Source organism: Paenibacillus sp. FSL P2-0121 (assembly GCF_037975345.1).
GTDB classification, from domain to species: Bacteria; Bacillota; Bacilli; order Paenibacillales; family Paenibacillaceae; genus Paenibacillus_AQ; species Paenibacillus_AQ odorifer.
Genome location: NZ_CP150245.1, coordinates 1,766,707 through 1,785,907, shown reverse-complemented (window position 1 = coordinate 1,785,907; position 19,201 = coordinate 1,766,707). Strand labels below are relative to the sequence as shown.

Below are 19,201 nucleotides of genomic sequence, written 5' to 3'. Positions count from 1 at the left end.
AGCCTGGGATTCATTAAATAATGGAATTATTCACGGAAACATAGTCATTAAAAGGGGAGAATTATTTAAATGAGAAAGATATTTATTCCGTTTGTACTTATTTTAGGGCTTGCCCTTAGTGCTTGTGGGGGAAATCAGGCGAAGAATGAGGTTAGTCCTACAAATAGCCCATCCTCGGCTCCTGCTGCGGAGTCAGAAAGTGCGACTTTTACTTATGAATCGGAAAATGGACCTGTTGAAGTTCCGACACATCCTCAGCGTGTCGTTGTCCTCACTCGATTTTTAACAGGTAATGTTATGGCTCTAGGTGTACCTGTTGTAGGCGTAGATGAAATGTCCAAAACCAATCCGCGCTTTGAAGAGCAATTGAAAGATGTAGAAGCTGTAAGTGATGAAAGTCTGGAGAAGATTATTGAGCTGCAGCCTGATCTGATTATCGGTCTCTCCGATATTAAGAACATCGATAAATTCAAGCAAATCGCACCAACGGTTACTTATACTTATAATAAAGTTGATTACTTAACCCAACAGCTGGAAGTCGGCAAATTAGTGAACAAAGAAAAAGAAGCCCAAGCTTGGGTAGATGACTTTAGTGCCCGCACCAAAAAAGCGGGTGAGGAAATCAGAGCGAAGATCGGCGAGGATGCAACTGTCTCTGTCATTGAAACCTTCAATAAGCAATTGTATGTATACGGGTATAACTTTGGCCGCGGAACTGAACTCCTCTATGGGGACTTCAAGCTCGGTATGCCGGATACAGTAAAGGAAGGCACCAAAACAGATGGTTACGTGGCCCTCTCAACAGAAGTGCTGAAGGATTATCTAGGCGATTACGTTATTTTCAGTAAAAATGCGGATGAAGATAATTCCTTCCAGGATACAGAAATCTACAAGAGCATCCCAGCTGTCAAAAATAATCATGTTTACGAAGCTGATGCCAAAGCATTCTATTTTAATGATCCGCTTAGCTTAGAATATCAACTGGAATTCTTTGAAAAAAAATTTCTAGGAAAATAATAAAGATGACTACGAAGCAAACTTCCATTCCATTCTTTTATAAGCTGCTTGGTAGCGTGCTGGTAATGGTTATTTGCCTCGTGATCGCGATGTTATTCGGGGCTAAAGAAACCACCCTCCATGATCTGTGGCTTGCCATCACTTCAAGTTCAACGGCAGACAATGTCCTCATTCTTCGTGAGATCAGGCTGCCGCGTGAACTGGTCGCCATGCTGATCGGCGCCGCCTTTGCCGTATCCGGGGCTATTATGCAAGGAGTTACGCGCAATCCGTTAGCCGATCCCGGCCTGCTGGGGTTAACTTCAGGAGCTAATATGGCACTGGCGCTTACCTTCGTATTTATGCCGGGGCTGAACTATTTTGGTACCATGATTGCTTGCTTCTTCGGCGCTGCTCTGGGAGCCGTTCTGGTTCTTATTCTCGGCTCCGTGCGCCAAGGTGGCTTGTCTCCGATCCGTATCGTACTCGCTGGTGCTGCGGTATCTGCATTCCTATACGCTATCGCAAGTGGTGTCAGCATTGCCTTCAAGATATCCAAAGATGTATCCATGTGGACTGCCGGTGGGCTTATCGGCACAACTTGGGGCCAGCTTCAGGCCATTGCACCTGTGATCCTCATCGGGATCGTGGTGGCATTAATATTTTCTAACCAGCTGACTATTCTTAGCTTGAGTGACGAGGTAGCGATCGGATTAGGACAAAACCTTGTTTTGGTTAAAGGGATTCTGTTCACGCTCATTATTCTGCTGACTGGCGCATCGGTCGCTCTAATTGGGGACATGGCTTTTGTAGGGCTAATGATTCCGCATATTGTCCGCAAAATAGTCGGCACCGACTACCGCTATATTCTGCCGATTTCAGTATTCACTGGGGCATCCTTCATGCTACTTGCAGATACCATTGGACGTACAATCCATGCCCCTTATGAAACGCCGATAGTTGCTGTCGTGGCTATGCTAGGACTGCCTTTCTTTTTGTTCGTTGTTCGTAAAGGAGGTCAAACACTCTCATGATTTCCTCTGCTCCAGTACGAAAACAACGTCTTATCCTGTGGGTATGCACCGGACTGATCCTGCTTACGGCTATTGCCAGTATGGGAATCGGCTACTCTTCCCTGTCTTTTGACAGGCTGCTTCCCGTTCTCTTCGGTCATGGAACCTTTAAAGAGGACTTTGTATTATTTTCTGTAAGACTGCCACGTATTCTAATTACGCTACTGGCAGGAATGGCCTTGGCCTTATCTGGGTCGATTCTGCAAAGTGTTACCCGAAACGATCTAGCAGACCCCGGTATTATTGGGATTAACTCCGGGGCAGGTGTGGCTGTCGCTGTATTTTTTCTCTATTTCCCGGTTAGCGTTGGAACCTTCATTTATGCGTTGCCGCTGGTTGCTTTTATAGGGGCTATCATTACGGCAGCATTAATTTATCTTTTTTCATATAGTCGGACTAGAGGGCTTGATCCTATTCGGCTAGTTTTGGTCGGGGTCGGATTTTCCCTAGCGCTGTCGGGAGTTATGATCGTAATCATTTCATCCGCAGATCGTGCCAAAGTTGATTTTATCGCAAAATGGATTGCCGGGAATATTTGGGGTACAGATTGGCCCTTCATCTGGGCTTTACTGCCTTGGTTATTGCTGCTAGTTCCCTTTACCCTGTACAAATCGCTGCGACTCAATCTGCTCAGTCTAAGTGAGGTATCAGCCATTGGTGTCGGTCTGAATCTGGAGCGCGAACGTATCGTCCTGATTCTTGTCGCCGTCGCAGCTGCCGCCTCCGCGGTATCCGTAACAGGTGGAATCGCTTTTATCGGATTGATGGCACCACATATTGCGAAATCGTTGGTCGGTCCGCGCAATCAGATGTTTATTCCCGTCGCAGTATTGCTGGGTGGCTGGTTGCTTCTGATCGCGGACACCGTTGGCCGCAATCTCGTCTCCCCTGATGGCATCCCGGCTGGGATCATGGTAGCGTTAATCGGCGTACCTTATTTCGCTTATTTATTGATTAAGAAATAAATAAGCATATAGAAAATCAAAAAGAGGTAACTCAGAAGCCATGAATGGCTATTGAGTTACCTCTTTTAGTTAGAACACTCATTATTAAATCTTCATATCCTTACCCGTATAGTCTACAAACATGAATTGACCTTCCGGTGTAGTCCGCTTCTCGATCAAGTCCATGATGCCCTCAGCACTTTGGGTCGGATTCGTTGGCGCCTCTGCCCCGCCCATATCCGTATGCATCCAGCCGGGATGTACGCCGAGTACTTGTACCCCGCGTTCTTTTAAATATACATGCAGCTGCTGTGAGAACATATTAAGTGCCGTTTTGGAGATGGAATAAGGATAGTCTCCGGAATAAGCATTAGTAATGCTGCCTGCTTCCGACGATATGTTGATGATCGAAAGCTCGGGTTCAATGAGTAGCGGCAAGAAATGCTTAACCACTCGCATCGGTCCATAAAGATTAATATCCATCGTGGTAAGCATATCTTGGAAATCCAGCTCTTCAATCTGTGTGTCCCTTGCAGTCAGTACTGCCGCATTATTGATAATGGCACCAAGCGTCCGGCCTTGTCCTTGCAGATTTGCAGCAAGTGCCGCGATTCCTTCTTCATCCGTCACGTCCAGCTGGGCCACAGTCAGCTTCTCCCCGTAGGTCGCAGCGAGCTGAGACAGTGCTGTTTGTTCCTGATCGGGACGGCGAACCCCGGCAATGACTCCATGCCCCCGCTTCAATGCCTCAGCCGCCAGCTCATAACCTAGTCCACGTCCGGCACCAGTAATTAGAATATTCACTATACATCCTCTCCTTTATCTTTATCGTTCTCCAGCAGCTCCACAATCACCTTTAACTCCTTGAACGTGTCCATATAAGCATAACGCCCCCCGGTATACTCGCCCTTTTGCTGGAGTGGGAACCCTTTGCCTTCGAGCAGCATAATCTTCTCCTTCATTCCTTCAACCACAAAAGCAATATGATGAGGTCCCTCACCATGTTCATTCAAATAATCACGCCATGTACTGGGCTGCTGGTCTGGCTCAATCAGTTCAAGCTGCAGGGAGCCCATATCAAAAAAAGCCAACTTAGCCCGCGCCACCGTCCCCTCGCCATTATACCGAGTCTGCGCCTGATCTTCTGTATCTGTAACGATAATTTGCGGCTTTTCCAGTCCAAAAAACTCCGCATAAGCCGTGCTTACCTTTTCAACATCATTCACCAAAATTCCAATCTGCGTAACAAAATGATTTCCCAGCCATCCTGACATGTACCCTACCTCCCATTTGTCTGACAAGTCCACCATACCGATTCTTTGAAAAGGCTGTCAAGCCCGAAAAGAAATCGCTCCGGGCCAATGAAAATTATCCAGAGAAAGCTCAGCCGACTTCGGCGCTATCAAAGGCATTTTTACCTCTCTTTTCTCCAAATCGCACACTTTCGGCGCTATCAAAGGCATTTTTGCCTCTCTTTTCTCCAAATCGCACACTTTCGGCGCTATCAAAGGCATTTTTATCTCTCTTTTCTCCAAATCGCACACTTTCGGCGCTATCAAAGGCTTTGTGGCCTCTCTTTTCTCCAAATCGCACACTTTCGGCGTTATCAAAGGCTTTGTGGCCTCTCCCGATGCCGCAACTGGTTAAGAATACTCGGTTAGTAATATTACTTTTTGTTTCGGTTAATCACCAATTCGGTTATAGAATGAAAAGTTTAAATTAACAAAAGGGGTGAGGAACGATGGACCATAGAAAAAGATCACGCCTGATGCAGCAGTTTATTTTTGTCGGGCCAACTTCCTTGTTTTTCTTTATTATTGTGCTGATTCCTTTCTTTTTGGGACTCTATTATTCATTTACCAGCTGGAACGGAATCTCGCGGCATGTCGAGTGGACCGGACTACGGAACTATCTACATATTTTCACCAAGGATCCTTCCTTTCTTAATTCATTCTGGTTCACGGCGAAGTTCACTTTCTTCGGTCTAGTGCTGACCAATCTGCTTGGCTTCGCACTCGCTTATGTGTTGACGCGCAAACTGTTCACGCGTAATGTCCTGAGAACTGTATTTTTTGTACCGCATGTGATTGGCGGACTTTTGCTCGGGTTTATTTGGCAGTTTATTTTTGTCAGAGGATTCTCCTCTATCGGGCAGGCCACCGGCTGGTCCTTCTTTAATCTTCCCTGGCTAGGCACCGGAGGAACAGCATTCTGGGCGATTGTTATCGTATTTGTCTGGCAAAATGCGGGATATCTGATGGTGATCTACATCTCTGCTATCAACAATGTTCCCCAAAGCCTAATTGAAGCGTCCAAAGTGGATGGAGCCGGACGTTTTCAGGCCTTGCGCCATGTCACTCTTCCACTGGTCATGCCCGCTGTAACTGTTTGTCTATTTCTATCTATCTCCTGGTCCTTTAAGCTGTTTGACCTCAACCTGTCGCTGACCAAAGGTGGACCCTTTAAAGCTACCGAATCTGTAGCCTTGAATATTTACAATGAAGCCTATACCATCAGCCGGTTCGGAATGGGCTCGGCTAAAGCGATGGTTTTCTTCGTCATCGTGGCCGTGATCTCCCTACTACAGGTTAGAGCAACCAAGAAAAGAGAGGTGGAGCTGTAATGGAGACTACCGCCAAGAAATTTAATGTCCCCCTGCTTCTCATCGAAGTGATTGTAATCCTGCTGGGACTTCTATTTTTAGTGCCCTTTTACTTTTTACTGGCTAACTCAGTGAAAAGCTATAGTGAAATACTTTCTGACTCTGCTGCGCTGCCTTCAGCACTCCAGTGGAGCAACTACGCGGAAGCTTGGAAAGCTACCAATTTCCCTCGCGCCTTCCTGAACTCTTTTATCATCACGGTGATTAGTAATATTCTGCTAGCGTTCCTCTGCTCTATGTGCGCTTACAAAATGGTCCGCAACAACAGCTTGTATAACCGTGTGCTCTATATTGCATTAGTAGCCGCCATGGTTATTCCATTTCAATCTATTATGATTCCGCTGGTGCAGGTCGTCAGCGGTTTGGGCGTCATGGATTCAACCGCCGGTTTGATTTTAGCATATCTTGGGTTTGGCGCCCCGATGACTGTTTTTCTATTCCACGGCTTCGTTAAATCGGTACCTCTCGATATCGAGGAGGCCTCAAGAGTAGATGGCAGCAGTCCTTATGGTACCTTTTTCCGGATTGTACTTCCGCTTATGCAGCCGATTATCGTCACCGTCATCATACTGAATACCCTGTGGATCTGGAATGATTACTTGATGCCATCGCTTATTCTGCAGGATCCGGTGCTTCGCACCATTCCCATCGCCACTTATAGCTTTTTCGGACAATATACGAAGCAGTGGGATTTGGCGCTTCCAGGACTTGTGCTCGGGATTACGCCGGTGGTCATCTTTTTCCTAGTGATGCAAAAATATATTATTGAAGGCATTGCCCAGGGCTCCGTGAAGGGCTAATGATACATGTTGCTTTCAGCCAGAGAGGATGAATGAATATGAGAACAAAACGTGGAATTCTCCTCGCATGCTCCCTGCTGCTGGCTGCCCTGACAGCCGGTTGCGGACGCAGCAGCGACAATGCAGATGGAGTCAAAACCGTACACATCTACCAGTTCAAGGTTGAAATATCTGAAGCGCTGGCTTCGCTCAAGACCGAATTCGAGAAAGAACATCCCGATATTAAGCTTGAGGTGCAAAGCGTGGGTGGCGGGACCGATTATGGCGCCTCGCTGCGTGCCAAATTCTCTTCCGGAGATGAACCGGATATCTTTACCATCGGCGGCAACAATGAACGTGATATGTGGCTGGAATATCTGGAGGATCTGAGCGGCGAAGCTTGGGCCAAGGATGTAAAGCCACTCGCAGCAGAACAAATGACTATAGATGGCAAGCTGTATGGGATGCCGATGAATCTGGAAGGATACGGCTTTATCTATAATAAGGATCTATTTAAAAAAGCCGGAATCACTGAGAAGCCATTGACGCTAACCGCTCTACGCGAAGCCTCCGAGAAGTTAAAAGCGGCAGGCATCACACCTTTTGCGAATGGTTACCAAGAATGGTTCGTGCTTGGCAATCATAATGTAAACGTGCCTTTCGCCCAGCAGCCTGATCCAGAGGCATTCATCGCCGGACTTACAGACGGTTCCAAAACCTTCGCCGGAGACCCTATTTTCTCCAAGTGGATCGATCTACTTGACCTTACTGTTGAGTACGGCAATAAGAACCCGCTCTCAACCGACTATAATACACAAGTCACTATGCTAGCGAGCGGCGAAGCTGCGATGATGCAGCAGGGTAACTGGACACAAGGGCAGATCGACGGCATCGATCCCAATCTAAACCTTGGCATCCTGCCCATGCCCATTGACGACACTCCCGAAGACAACGACAAGCTTTATGTAGGCGTACCCAGCAATTGGGTTATCAATAAAAACTCTCCCGTTAAGGAGGAGGCCAAGGTCTTCCTGAATTGGCTCGTCACCTCCGAGACCGGGAAAAAATATATCACTAAGGAATTCCAATTCATCCCTGCGCTCGACAACATTAAGGGAACCGAAGAAGATCTTGGAGCACTAGGTGCTGAGGTGCTGGCTTATACCGATAAAGATCAAGCGCTGACTTGGAACTGGACCCGCCTGCCGAACGGGATGCCACAGGAATTATCCAGCAGCATTCAAGGGTATCTCGGCGGTAAGCTGACCAAAGAAGGGATGTTGAAGGAATTCCAAATCAACTGGGATAATCTCAGTGTGCAGTGATTTACCTGCTCTAAACACGGGCAAACAGCCGCGTAACGATGCGTGGCTGTTTGCCCGTGTTCATTTAATTCCATTCCGTTCATTAGTCGGAACCCGTTGCTAGTTCGCACGCAGCATGCTAATTTGTCTGGCAAGATACACAGGCGTATAGGGCATGTCATCTCGGAGCCAAGAAATAACCGTGCCAATTAGAGCTGCTGAACCGTACCAAACGGCAATGTCCTTTTGTATCGGGATCTTTGAATGATCAACGGCCCCCTCCTTTTTCTTCTGGTGTGCAGAAATGATTTCCGCCATCAAATTAAACAGGCGATCTGTAAAAATCGGGCTTCGTTTCGATGTGAGTATGACTTTGTAGAATTTTGCATTTTCCGCAATATGCTTAAGCAGACTCTCTAATATTCTCAGATTCTCTTCATCAACCGATTCATCATGGTTGCCATCGTTGTTCACCACTTGTAGAATGTCCTCCACCATCTCATCCGCCATCTTTTCTAACATATCCGGGAGATCCCGGTAGTGCAGATAAAAAGTAACACGATTGATTTTAGCCCGCTCTGCAATACGGTTTACGGATATTTTCTCAATATCCATTTCCTCAAGCAATTCAATTACAGCATCTCTAAGCAATTGGCGCGTCCGAAGTACCCGGGGATCTGTACGCTGCGTTGTGTTATTCATCTTCTACTCTCCAATCTTTTACTTTCATATTGTAAGCTACATATTTTAAATAATTGTTGTTTTTTAAAAAGAAAAAACTACATTTTCACAAAGAATGTAAACTACTTTACATTTTTTCGCAAATTGTTGCTTGATTACATGAAAATTTCATTTATAATCTAATTCATGCATTGTAAACTATACAACACACTGTAAATTTAGTCCATGATCGACGAGTTGAAAGGATGGAGTGGAGTGAGTACAAAGAGAGAAGTAACAAGCAGTTCCGTGAAAAAGGGCCCCATCTTATTCATTATGATTTTGGGCGCCTTTCTTGCGACACTGAATCAAACGGTAATGAGCGTTGCCGTTCCGGAGTTAATGCATGATTTTAATATCTCGGCGGCTACAGCTCAGTGGCTGACAACGGGGTATATGCTGGTTAATGGTGTTCTAATTCCAATTACAGCTTATCTAATGCAACGGTTTACGACGCGGGAGCTTTTTCAAGCTTCTATGTTTATATTTTTGGCTGGAACGATCGTATCGGCCGTCGCGACAAACTTCCCTGTTCTGTTGACCGGGCGTATGATTCAGGCAGCTGGTGCCGGGATTATTATGCCACTGCTCACGAATGTCATCTTGACCCTGTTCCCTCCTGAAAAGAGAGGGGCTGCCATGGGGATGGTAGGGTTAGCCATCATTTTCGCACCTGCGATTGGACCTACTCTGGCTGGATATATTTTGGAACATTATTCTTGGGAGACAATGTTTTATGGCATGATTCCTTTGACCGTCATTGTAATCATATGCGGATTTATTTATTTAAAAAATGTATCGGAACGCATCTTTCCCAAGTTGGACATTGTTAGCGTAACTCTTTCTACCATCGGTTTTGGAACCTTGCTGTATGGCTTCAGCCGCGCTGCCAGTGCGGGTTGGTCGAGCGCAGAAGTGTTATTGTCTTTAGCAGCAGGTGTGCTTTCCCTTGGCTTGTTTACTTGGAGACAGTTGGCTTCCCAAAATCCACTACTTGATCTCCGGGCCTTTAAATACAATATGTTCTCCTTAACAACTGTCATCAGTATCGCAGTTACAATCGTGATGTATGCGGATATGATGCTGCTACCTTTGTACCTGCAGAATGCCCGCGGTTTTACAGCGATGGAGTCCGGCTTGTTGCTACTTCCTGGTGCACTCGTAATGGGATTGTTGATGCCGGTAACCGGCAAGCTGTTCGACCGGTTCGGGGCAAAATGGCTCGCTATTATCGGTCTACTGATTACAATTGCAACGACTCTAAGCTTTGTAAATTTAACAGACTCAACCAGTTACATGTATCTGGTATACATGTCAACAGGCCGCCGGATCGGGATGGCTTTGCTCCTCATGCCTATACAAACTCTGGGTCTAAATCAACTCCCCGCCAAGCTTAGTGCGCATGGTACAGCGATTTCGAATACCATTCGACAAGTAGCTGGCGCCGTTGGGACTTCCCTGCTCGTCACCGTAATGACAAGCCGTACTACAACGCATATGAAGGATATGCTGGCCTCTGGCATTACACAGAACGGAACACAGGAACATATGATTATGGAAGCATCCATTCAAGGGATCAATGATTCCTATCTAGTGATTGTGGGAATTGGTATCCTCGGTCTGCTGCTATCTTTCTTTATTAAACGTGTTGGGCAAGCGCCTGACCCTGAGCAAGAACCCAAGGTGAAGCTCAAAAAAATCATTGCCAAAGAAGCTTGATATATAGAAGTTATCAGCACTGTGTAAGCCTCATAAAAAAAGAGATCAACGATGAATAACATCGTTGATCTCTTTTTCTGCTAACTTGCATAACTATTTCAGTTTAAAATAGATGGATCTTTTGTCGGACTCAAGCTTACTATCGTTTCTATAAAGAATAAGGGTGTTCTCCTTGCCTTTGATTATTGGCAGAACAACTTTACCCGAAGCTTCAAAAGAACCCGGTTTACTTGGGGTGACTTCAGGAAAATCAGCCAACAGCTTTTCGATATTTTCTCCGAGGGATCCCTCAAAATAATCACTAGAGCCACCAATATAGTATTGTCCACTGGATGTTTCTACCCCCCAAATGGTAGGTGTAAAACTTGAAAGGAACTTCCGCCCTTGGTCCTCACTACCTTTTACAAGAGTGGCGTTTTTCACCTTAAGCGTTACATCAAGCAGGACATAATCTACAGCTACATCGGGATCAGTGACATGTTCCTCAAACCCAAGAGCATGTAATTGTCCGAGAGTAGTCGACGTAACCTTATTGATAGTGAAAGTATATTGAGCAGATGTTGAATCACCCTTAGGGCTATAATTGTTATCAAGGTCCGTATAAGTAAAAGAAGTACCCAACTTCACTGCATCTGCAAACGAAGCGCCGCTGTTACTGGAAGTCGTAGCGGAAGATGATGCAGCAGGCTTTGGTGTTGCTTGCGGAGTGGACTCGGTTGCAGGCGGAGTAGATACGGTTGCAGGCTTCGCAGTAGCTTGTGCAACAGTATTGTCCTTATCCGGGACAACGGATGTAGATGTTCCGCCGTTCGCCGATGTGATCACAACAGCTTGACGACTGTTATCCCATTTCACGGTTGCCCCCAGTGCTTCAGATACAGCCTTGGCGGATACATAGCTATGTCCCTCATAGATAATTGGGTACATTGTTCCTTCACTACTTGACAGGTTCACTTTCTGATTATCCACTTCAATGCTGATAGCCGCATTCTGATATGCAGAAATCTTCTTCAATGTCGTGTCTGCATAAGCGACTGCACCCACAGCCAACAGCATTGAGCTAACTGTAATAATTGACATGACTTTTTTGCTTGTTACCTTTAGCATCTTACACTCTTCTTTCATGTTTATGTATATGAATCTCGAAAATTATATCACTTTATATCGAATTTTGTAAATATTGGAATGATAGGATATTCGTTCTTTATTTGTGAATACTTAAAAAAGACACATTTCCATTGCCCAACGCCACATTTCACTTCTAATCTCCTAAATAGCATGAATACTATAAATCTTTATACTCAAATCAAAAAGCAGCCCTGGGGGCTGCCTTGATCAAATGTATTAGTAAGTCTCTTAGAATCATTCTACGCCGGAGGCTTCAATGATCTGTCCTGCCAAAGCAATCAAATCCTCCTTGGTCAGATGTCCACCGGTTTCCCGAATAATATAATTGACACGGGTCTTTGGATTCATCCATGCAACTGACTTGTACTCCATCTTATCAATAGGTGTGTATACCACCTCTTGGCCACTCACTTTTAGCTTCTGCGACTGTGCATTTGCTGGTTCGGATTCAACAGTCGTATCCTTAGGTCCTGCAGGTTCGGCAGCGATGGCAAGAACTCCTCTTTTACCATTTTTCTCTGTGGTCATATTATAGATGATGTTGATAGCCGTACGCTTCTCCTGCAATTTCTTTACATAGATTTTCTTATCGGACGCCTTACCCTCGGCGATCACTTGATAGTATATCTTATCCTGTTCTTTTTTCGTCATATATGGAGAAACAATTGCCCTGAAAAAATTGTAGCCTTCCGGAGGCTCTTGCAATTGCAGTGGTATGGAGGTATTGCCGACAGCATACCTTTCCACATATTCATTATACGTATTAAACGAAAGGGAATAATATGCACCCGCAGTGGGTGATCCCTTAGCATAGGCTTGATATTCCTTGTCATTAATATACACATATCTGATTTCTCCAGGTTTAAGCTCTTCACTTAATGCTTTCTGCTGCAGATCTTTGAGATTTTTGAATTTTTTTTGTTCCTGATCTGTTTTCGCTTTGGCAGCTTCATCGATGCCCTGAGCTATATATTTGACTTCCGCCTTAATGGCGGTTTCTTCCACAGACTGAGCAACAGACTTCTCGGCGTAAGCTTCTCCTTTGAAGCCATAACCTAAACCGAACATTAGGGTCATACTGGTCATGGCAATGAGTGTTTTTCTATTATTCATTAAAATACCTCACCTTCCTGTATATGTAGTACTCTTACATAACACTTACGTTACCGGATTTGTGACATCAAATTTCTATACTTATTTCATCATGTCGGCAGCAATTCGGATAACCTCCTCTTTGGTTAAAGAAGAAGACTCCGGTGCAGCAGTCATATCGTATACTACATTTTGTTCTGGATCCGTCCAGACAAGTCTGTATCTATACCCCAACTTTATTTCAATGTTTGTAGTTTCCGTATAGATCAGTTGGGTTCCGTTAACAAGAATATTCTCTACGTTTGTAGTGTTAGTCCTTAATAAGCTTTCCACCGTTCCGGTCTTTGCCTTGATGTGTTTGGCATTAATTCTTACCATACTCTCTCCTTTTTTGTATCTCATCGACGAATATTCATAATTAATTCTGGCCGTAGGTTCTTTTTTCCACATAACCCGGTAACCGCCTTCCAGCTTTATACCATCAGTCAGGGCAAGCAGTTCATTCTCGTTGACCTCAAAATCAGGTTGTATCCATGCTTGATCAAAAACATACCCTTCTGGCAAATACTCCGGGCGTGGCAAATATGGCGCCTTATACTCCTCTGCTTTGGCTAAATAACTAGAATAATCATTAAATAGCATCGCAGGAATAACTCTGCCAAGCTGAGGACGTTCATCTCCAGCACCTTCCTTTTTTAACACGTAAGAAGCGCCCTCTCCCGGTAGTAATAATTTCTCTACAACTCTATATGCCTCTAAATTTTTTTCACTCAGCAGCTCTTCTTCTTTGGTCGCCACTCTCTGAGGAATTTTTACCTTTGAGGGAACTAACGGATTCTTAGATACTTCAATCGTCCCCCCTTCCTTCGTTGCAAGAAGCGGCTCGTATGGCAGCACTTCATATTGAAATTTGGCAGCTTGCCAGGGACTCTCCTTAAACAAGGAATAGCTGCCTCCTACCAAGACAACCAGGATCAGCACCGCTGCCCATCTCCTTACAGGCCTGCTCCACATGCGCTTACGGCATCGTTTGGCATAGATTGCTGGCTCCACTCTATGCATAATATCTGGGATGTCCCCCTCCTGCTGGTGAGGTACAGGCTTAACAGCAAGGCGACCATTACCTAGCCCGATGGCTTGCATTACAGAATCATGAACATCAACCAGCGGAAGTTTGGCAGAATTATCCCCCTCCTTCAGAAACAACTCTTCGGAAGTCAATTCGTCCTTGCGCATAGTTGTTTCTCCTTTCTTTCAATGACTTCTCTGAGCTTGCACCTTGTCCGCTCGTACCGTTTCCTAACTGTGACCGTACTTTTACCCAGAATTTCACCAATTTCTGCAAATGATTTATCTTCAAAAATGCGTAAAATCAACAGATTACGTTCCTCCACGCTAAGCTTTGCCAGGGCAGAGGCCACGGATTCACTGAACAACTGATTTTCCACCATTTGTTCAGCGCTTTTAGTGGTTACATCCTGTCTGAGTAATTTTCGCAGCTGATTTTGAAATTTCTTCCGGCGCAATTGATTCAGGCAATGATTATAGGAAACCCTGTAGAGCCATGAGTTAAAACTCACCTGAGACTCAAAATGGCCGATGTTCTGGTAAGCCTTAATAAATATGTCCTGAACCGCATCCTCGGCTTCTTCCTTATTGTTTAACAAGCGAAAGCAGTAGAGATAGATCCGTTGTTGGTAGAGTCTGATAATATCTGAAAAAAGGTAGACTTCCCCCGCTTGTACCCGCTTTATCTTTTCTTCAATAGAGTCCACGACTTTCTCCTTTCTACTATCAGTACAGTTATAACACTTGAGCGGTCTGTTTCGTGACATTTTTTTCCTTTTCAGCTCCAACTCAACGGAACATACACAAAAAAATCGCTGCCCCTCTCCGCAAGGAGGTGAGCAGCGATGCTTAATACAGAAGAATGCAAGGGATGGTTGCACACGTATTTCCACTCTTCAGACTAAATATGACCTTGAGACAATTCAGACTTTTTTTCTGTGATGCCGGGACTACAGCTTCCAGATACGGTACAGAATGACTGCCGCTTCAGCACGGGTAAGCGTATCGTTCGGCGCAATTCTATTATTCTTTCCGTTTACGACTCCAGATTGGATCAACAATGATGCGCTGTCTTTTGCGTAGCTGGAAATACTTGCTTCATCAAGATAAGCAGCAGCTACAACGCCGCTCGCCTTAACTTGCTTACCGGCTGCCGCTAGCGCTCGTGCTGTCAGCACCATCATATCTTGTCTGGAGATATTGTTATTGGGTCTAAACGTATCCTCTTTAAAACCTGTAGCAATTCCCAATTCCTTCGCGATGACCAGTTCATCATAATAGTAGTCTGTCTTTTGGACATCATTGAACATTATTGAACTTTTGCCCGTTCTCTTCAGTTCAAGCGCTCTTACGAGGAGAGTAATGAAATCCGCTCGTTTGATTGAATCTGCAGGTGAAAAGCTGTTCGTGGACGTTCCTTTGATGATATCGCGAGCCGCCATAACGTCTATAGCTTGTTTGGCCCAAGACAGATTCTGCAGATCTCCGAAGTTTTTCTTTACGAAGGTTACTGCATAAGTGCTGAAGTGGGTTGTTTGAAAGACAACCGTTTGGGTTGCAGCATCATATCGGCTGCTCGGAACCGGCAGTACGTTGCCTTTGCCATCGATGTACCAAACGACTATAAGCTCTGGATGGCTTAGCTCCTCCGCTGTCGGCACGTAAGGAATGGCTACCGTTACAGGTGCTTTAGGGTTATTCCAAGGAATAACTTTGTCACCTGCTACTACGCTTAGACCGATAATTGGACGGTTGCCAATCATATTGCGGGTAGCTGCTTCCAAGCTGTCCGTGGTGACTTTACTTATTCGTATAGATACTTGCTCAGCATTGTCTGTTACGTTAGACAGCATATTGCTTGGAATTTGAATTGTGGCATTTTCCGTCTTAAGCCATAGTTCAAAGTTTTCTTTCCCCGTTAGGCTTTGGTTCGGTAATTGTATATCATACCCTTTCGCGTCCGTTTGCTTTGGCACTTCAATGATAATTTGTTTCTTGCCGTTTGCCGCTACAGTAGCCTGCTCAAGCGCTTTTTTCATGTTGTCGCTGGAGATGGTACCTATAACCCGCCCGTTATCGGACTTTACCTCCAGTTTAATCGTAACAACACCATCTTTGTTTGTAATGGCTCCAGGCTGTGGAGTTGATACTACATTACCCGAGTTACTGCTACCCGTTGGCGCATTTGTTGGTGCTGGCGTCGCTGTTGGAACAGGTGTCGGGGTTGCCGATGGTTCCGTTGGGTTTGTTGGATCGGTTGGATCGGTTGGGTCAGTTGGATCGGTTGGGCTCGTTGGTGTCGGTGTCGGTGCTGTTGTCGGCGTTGGAGTGGGTTCCGGCCCCGTAGATTTACCCTTTAGAGTAAGCACACCATAAACGGATGTGTCCATATATCCAGTTCCGCTCGTATCGTTCCACGCCGCGACACTTTGACGTGAGCCCTCTTTAGCGTCGTTGATCTGTACATCGAAACCAAGCTTTTTATCGTTGTCCGGAGTGATCCCTTGAAGTGGAATCTTCACTTCAACCGTATAGTTGGTTCCGGAAATCCGGGTTGCCGATTCAAAGCCGGCTGCGATACTTAAAGGATTAAATGAAGTTTCGTTGTCAAAATTGATTCTGTACTGGCCGTCATCATCTTGATAGAACGTCGTTTTCCCATTATTTTGGTCCACGAAGATTTCGACCGAATCCTGTTCATGTGCATTCACACTGCTCTTATCAAGCTGTGTATCACTCACCTGGATCAGGACATATAAATTTTGATCATCCCAGAGTGCTTTTGCCACTCCACTCGCTCCTTGCCAAGCGGTTTGATACCGATTGACCGGAATCTCAGCGGTCTGGCTCCAGATCTCGTCGACTGTTCCGTCTATAACAGGTGCAGCAAATTTAGCGGTAGATTGATTGGCTTCTACTGTTTCAGGCTCATGCTCTTCAATGAAGGTATCAGGATCGATAACGCCATAGTAAGCTGGCTTGGCTTGCAGATTTTTATCGAATAACAACGGATTGGATGAAGCTCTCCAGCTTGTGTTATCATCCATTCCCCAGAAGGTAACACGTTTGATAGAATCAGCGTGATCCCTGAAGATATTTAACAACTGCGCATATAGATAGCCCTGCGCATTAGCAAGCTTTTCAGAGAGCTGATAGTTGGTTCCGGCCTGAATGTCCAGCTCAGTTATGCTTACTTCGACACCCAAGGAAATGAACTTTTCCAAGGAAAGCTTCACATTCTCTGGGTTCGTATTAATGCTGTAGTGCCCCTGCATACCAACACCGTCGATAAGCAATTTGCCAGGGTGAGTCAGCGCGTACCTATCATTGATTTCTTTGACCATACTGTAGATGGCTTGCGCTTTATTCTGATTATCTTCGTTATAATCGTTGTAATAGAGCTTAATATCCCAATCTGGATGCGCGTCCAATACTTCTCTTGCCGCCAGGAAGGCTTGCTCTACGTAATCTGCTCCAATGGCACTTTTCCATGGGGCGGATCGCAGCGCTGTTTTCCAATCTGTTGGGTTGGATGGATTATCGCTCATCGCCTCGTTTACAACATCCCAAGAGATCACCTTGTCACCAAAATGCTCCATAACGGTTTGGATATGGGTCTGCAAATTCACAAGAGCTTCATCCCGTCCCAAGGGGATTGTGTTGTTAGCTGCGTCTGTTGTTGTATTCAGCCATGCAGGCGATTGTTGATGCCATACCAACACATGTCCATGCATCTGCATGCCCTCAGCCAGTACTTTATCTACAATTGTATCTGCCGCGGTAAACGTGAAGTTGTCCTTAGTAGGCTGCAACGCGTCCGGCTTCATGGCATTACCTGCCGTAGCAACATTGTGATGCATTTTCAAAAGCTCAAGTCTGACACCTTCCAGATCCTCAGCGGTTATCGCATTTCCGATCAGAAAATCATTCTGATAAGCATCCTTAATCGGTATAAGATCTTTTTCGATATCTACCGGGCCAGAGCCTACCTTTTCAAAATTAATATCATCAATATAAAAAGAGGCCGTGCTATTACTGGAGCTTTCCACATAAATGGTCAAATACTCACTGCTTACATTGTTATAACGGTAGGATCCCTCAAACTGAATCCAGCCATCGCTTGCACTGATGGTTTTAGGTGCGAGCTGCACATAATTGGCGCTGCTGCCATTGCCAACCTGCGTGGACAGCTGGAGCTGCGAGCTTGCAGGCTGGATCAGCTTGACCCATAACGAAATTTTATATTCGTAGCCTTTGTCCACATACTTCTCCACACGTAATGTCGGCCCATGCCATGTACTGGTTCTTCCCTCAACCTTCAAAGCGTATGAACCATCATCCGTATGATTCGCTTCATTAGTAACCGTAAGCGTTTCTGTACCTGCTCTGCCTTCAAAACCACCTGCCGTTTGATCCTCAAAAGTAACAGTGGCAAAAGGTAAAGCTGGGTCTCTAGGTGTTTCTGGTGTTGGAGTTGGCTCTACGGTAGCCACCTTTTCTGTGACCAGTACATCCCCAATGTAGAACGGAACCGTTTTCCCGTCATCATTGGATTGAACGCGCAGTGTCGTATCTTTGTCCGTATCCACGGTAAATTCTTTCGTCAATATGACCGCTTGGCCTGCTTCATAATTCGCATTTGCCAAAAGAGCGTAGCTGCCTATCGCTTGAAGATAAGCTTGGGCACCGCTGGGTACAATCACATCAGCGTCTACATAAACGGATGCAGTTACCGTGTAGGTTTTGCCGTTCTCTAGGCCCATGTCGCTGAATTTAAAATCAGCCGCGTCCCAGTTATTCGCTCTATTGCTTACATATAAAGCTGCCCCGTCAGCATTGCCCGCAAAAACCTTTCCGGTGACAGGGGTTAGGTTAGCGCTGCCTGATTGTGAGGCTAAACCTTTGCCACTCACAAAAGTTTCGTGATAGATTTCTTTATCCGTTTCCGTCACTGCTTTTTTTGCTGTAATGAGAAGCTCACCAATGTAGAACGGAACCGTTTTCCCGTCATCGTTGGATTGAACGCGCAGTGTCGTATCTTTGTCCGTATCCACGGTAAATTCTTTCGTCAAGGTGACCGCTTGACCTGCTTCATAATTCACATTTGCCAAAAGAGCATAGCTGCCTATCGCTTGAAGATAAGCTTGGGCACCGCTAGGTATAGTCGCATTAGCATCCACATAGACTGATGCAGTCACCGTGTAGGTTTTGCCGTTCTCTAGGCCCATATCGCTGAATTTAAAATCAGCCGCGTCCCAGTTATTCGCTCTGTTGCTTACATATAAAGCTGCGCCGTCAGCATTGCCAGTAAAAACTTTATCATTCACAGGTGTAAGGCTAGCACTGCCTGCTTGAGCTGCAATCCCCTTGCCACTCGCAAAAGTTTCATGATATACCGTTACCCTATCTGATGATACTGTCGTATCCTGCGCCGCAGCTTCAGTAACCGGAGCGATCCAGCTTGTCGGAATAAGCAAGGCAGCTGCGAGTAAGATCGAGATTACTTGTTTAAGCATTCTACTCATTTAATGCATTCCTCCTCTAGTGATTTTCATAAAAATCAGTTAATGACCTACCTTATTAGCACCAGCCCTATATTCCCACGCTAATTTCCTTACCTGCTAAATCCTTAATTTCAACAGTGGTACAATCATCCCGAAGAGCAGTAGAACATCATCACAAATGAATCTTTTTACTTACAGATCCCCTCCTTATA

16 protein-coding genes are annotated in these 19,201 nt (G+C 45.4%); 7 read left to right on the top strand and 9 right to left on the bottom strand.

Annotation, left to right across the window (positions count from 1 at the left end; all coding sequences use genetic code 11):
- Positions 1–69: 69 nt before the first annotated feature.
- Genes MKY54_RS07895 through MKY54_RS07885 form a run of 3 tightly spaced genes read left to right on the top strand, consistent with a single transcriptional unit; the run spans position 70 to position 3,034 of the window.
- The gene (locus MKY54_RS07895) at positions 70–1,017 is read left to right on the top strand and encodes an iron-hydroxamate ABC transporter substrate-binding protein (protein ID WP_076125235.1); all 948 of its coding nucleotides are present in this window, start codon (positions 70–72) and stop codon (positions 1,015–1,017) included.
- A 5-nt stretch (positions 1,018–1,022) separates the two neighbouring features.
- Positions 1,023–2,030: an iron ABC transporter permease gene (locus MKY54_RS07890; RefSeq protein WP_339190116.1), complete on the top strand. Its 1,008-nt coding sequence runs from the start codon at positions 1,023–1,025 to the stop codon at positions 2,028–2,030.
- On the top strand, positions 2,027–3,034 hold the full coding sequence (locus tag MKY54_RS07885) for an iron ABC transporter permease (RefSeq protein WP_076125241.1): 1,008 nt from the start codon (positions 2,027–2,029) through the stop codon (positions 3,032–3,034). Before MKY54_RS07890 ends, MKY54_RS07885 begins: the two co-directional genes overlap by 4 nt.
- An 84-nt stretch (positions 3,035–3,118) precedes the next feature.
- Here the strand turns inward: MKY54_RS07885 and MKY54_RS07880 are convergent, their stop codons facing one another.
- The 3 genes from MKY54_RS07880 to MKY54_RS07870 all read right to left on the bottom strand — a co-directional run bounded on the left by MKY54_RS07880 (position 3,119) and on the right by MKY54_RS07870 (position 4,606).
- Positions 3,119–3,817: an SDR family oxidoreductase gene (locus MKY54_RS07880; protein ID WP_076125244.1), complete on the bottom strand. Its 699-nt coding sequence runs from the start codon at positions 3,815–3,817 to the stop codon at positions 3,119–3,121.
- Positions 3,817–4,287, bottom strand: a complete 471-nt coding sequence (locus tag MKY54_RS07875; RefSeq protein WP_076125247.1) for a VOC family protein — start codon at positions 4,285–4,287, stop codon at positions 3,817–3,819. The genes MKY54_RS07880 and MKY54_RS07875 overlap by 1 nt, the downstream gene beginning before the upstream one ends.
- 109 nt (positions 4,288–4,396) lie before the next feature.
- The gene (locus MKY54_RS07870; RefSeq protein ID WP_339190111.1) at positions 4,397–4,606 is read right to left on the bottom strand and encodes a hypothetical protein; all 210 of its coding nucleotides are present in this window, start codon (positions 4,604–4,606) and stop codon (positions 4,397–4,399) included.
- A 148-nt stretch (positions 4,607–4,754) separates the two neighbouring features.
- Here MKY54_RS07870 and MKY54_RS07865 point away from each other — a divergent pair, with 148 nt between their 5' ends.
- Genes MKY54_RS07865 through MKY54_RS07855 form a run of 3 tightly spaced genes read left to right on the top strand, consistent with a single transcriptional unit; the run spans position 4,755 to position 7,779 of the window.
- Positions 4,755–5,636, top strand: coding sequence for a sugar ABC transporter permease (locus MKY54_RS07865; protein WP_076125253.1), 882 nt, complete (start codon positions 4,755–4,757; stop codon positions 5,634–5,636).
- Positions 5,636–6,475, top strand: a complete 840-nt coding sequence (locus tag MKY54_RS07860) for a carbohydrate ABC transporter permease (RefSeq protein WP_036675762.1) — start codon at positions 5,636–5,638, stop codon at positions 6,473–6,475. Before MKY54_RS07865 ends, MKY54_RS07860 begins: the two co-directional genes overlap by 1 nt.
- A gap of 38 nt (positions 6,476–6,513) precedes the next feature.
- Positions 6,514–7,779, top strand: a complete 1,266-nt coding sequence (locus tag MKY54_RS07855) for an ABC transporter substrate-binding protein (protein WP_076301948.1) — start codon at positions 6,514–6,516, stop codon at positions 7,777–7,779.
- A gap of 99 nt (positions 7,780–7,878) precedes the next feature.
- Here MKY54_RS07855 and MKY54_RS07850 read toward each other — a convergent pair whose 3' ends face one another.
- Positions 7,879–8,460, bottom strand: coding sequence for a TetR/AcrR family transcriptional regulator C-terminal domain-containing protein (locus MKY54_RS07850; RefSeq protein WP_339190110.1), 582 nt, complete (start codon positions 8,458–8,460; stop codon positions 7,879–7,881).
- A gap of 294 nt (positions 8,461–8,754) precedes the next feature.
- Between MKY54_RS07850 and MKY54_RS07845 the strand changes: the two genes are divergently transcribed.
- Positions 8,755–10,197 carry a DHA2 family efflux MFS transporter permease subunit gene (locus MKY54_RS07845; protein ID WP_339191135.1) on the top strand — a complete coding sequence of 481 codons (1,443 nt, stop codon included), beginning with the start codon at positions 8,755–8,757 and terminating at the stop codon, positions 10,195–10,197.
- 93 nt (positions 10,198–10,290) lie between these two features.
- On the opposite strand, the gene MKY54_RS07840 is transcribed toward MKY54_RS07845, so the two are convergent.
- From MKY54_RS07840 to MKY54_RS07820, 5 genes are all read right to left on the bottom strand, one after another.
- The gene (locus MKY54_RS07840) at positions 10,291–11,304 is read right to left on the bottom strand and encodes a stalk domain-containing protein (protein ID WP_076301950.1); all 1,014 of its coding nucleotides are present in this window, start codon (positions 11,302–11,304) and stop codon (positions 10,291–10,293) included.
- Positions 11,305–11,559: 255 nt separating this feature from the next.
- A complete protein-coding gene (locus tag MKY54_RS07835; protein ID WP_339190108.1) occupies positions 11,560–12,438 on the bottom strand; it encodes a hypothetical protein in 879 nt (292 codons plus the stop codon).
- Positions 12,439–12,519: 81 nt separating this feature from the next.
- A complete protein-coding gene (locus MKY54_RS07830; RefSeq protein ID WP_076185329.1) occupies positions 12,520–13,653 on the bottom strand; it encodes a DUF4367 domain-containing protein in 1,134 nt (377 codons plus the stop codon).
- Positions 13,635–14,252, bottom strand: a complete 618-nt coding sequence (locus tag MKY54_RS07825) for an RNA polymerase sigma factor (protein ID WP_081387909.1) — start codon at positions 14,250–14,252, stop codon at positions 13,635–13,637. Before MKY54_RS07825 ends, MKY54_RS07830 begins: the two co-directional genes overlap by 19 nt.
- Positions 14,253–14,435: 183 nt before the next feature.
- Positions 14,436–19,010, bottom strand: coding sequence for an endo-1,4-beta-xylanase (locus MKY54_RS07820; RefSeq protein ID WP_339190105.1), 4,575 nt, complete (start codon positions 19,008–19,010; stop codon positions 14,436–14,438).
- Positions 19,011–19,201 lie beyond the last annotated feature (191 nt).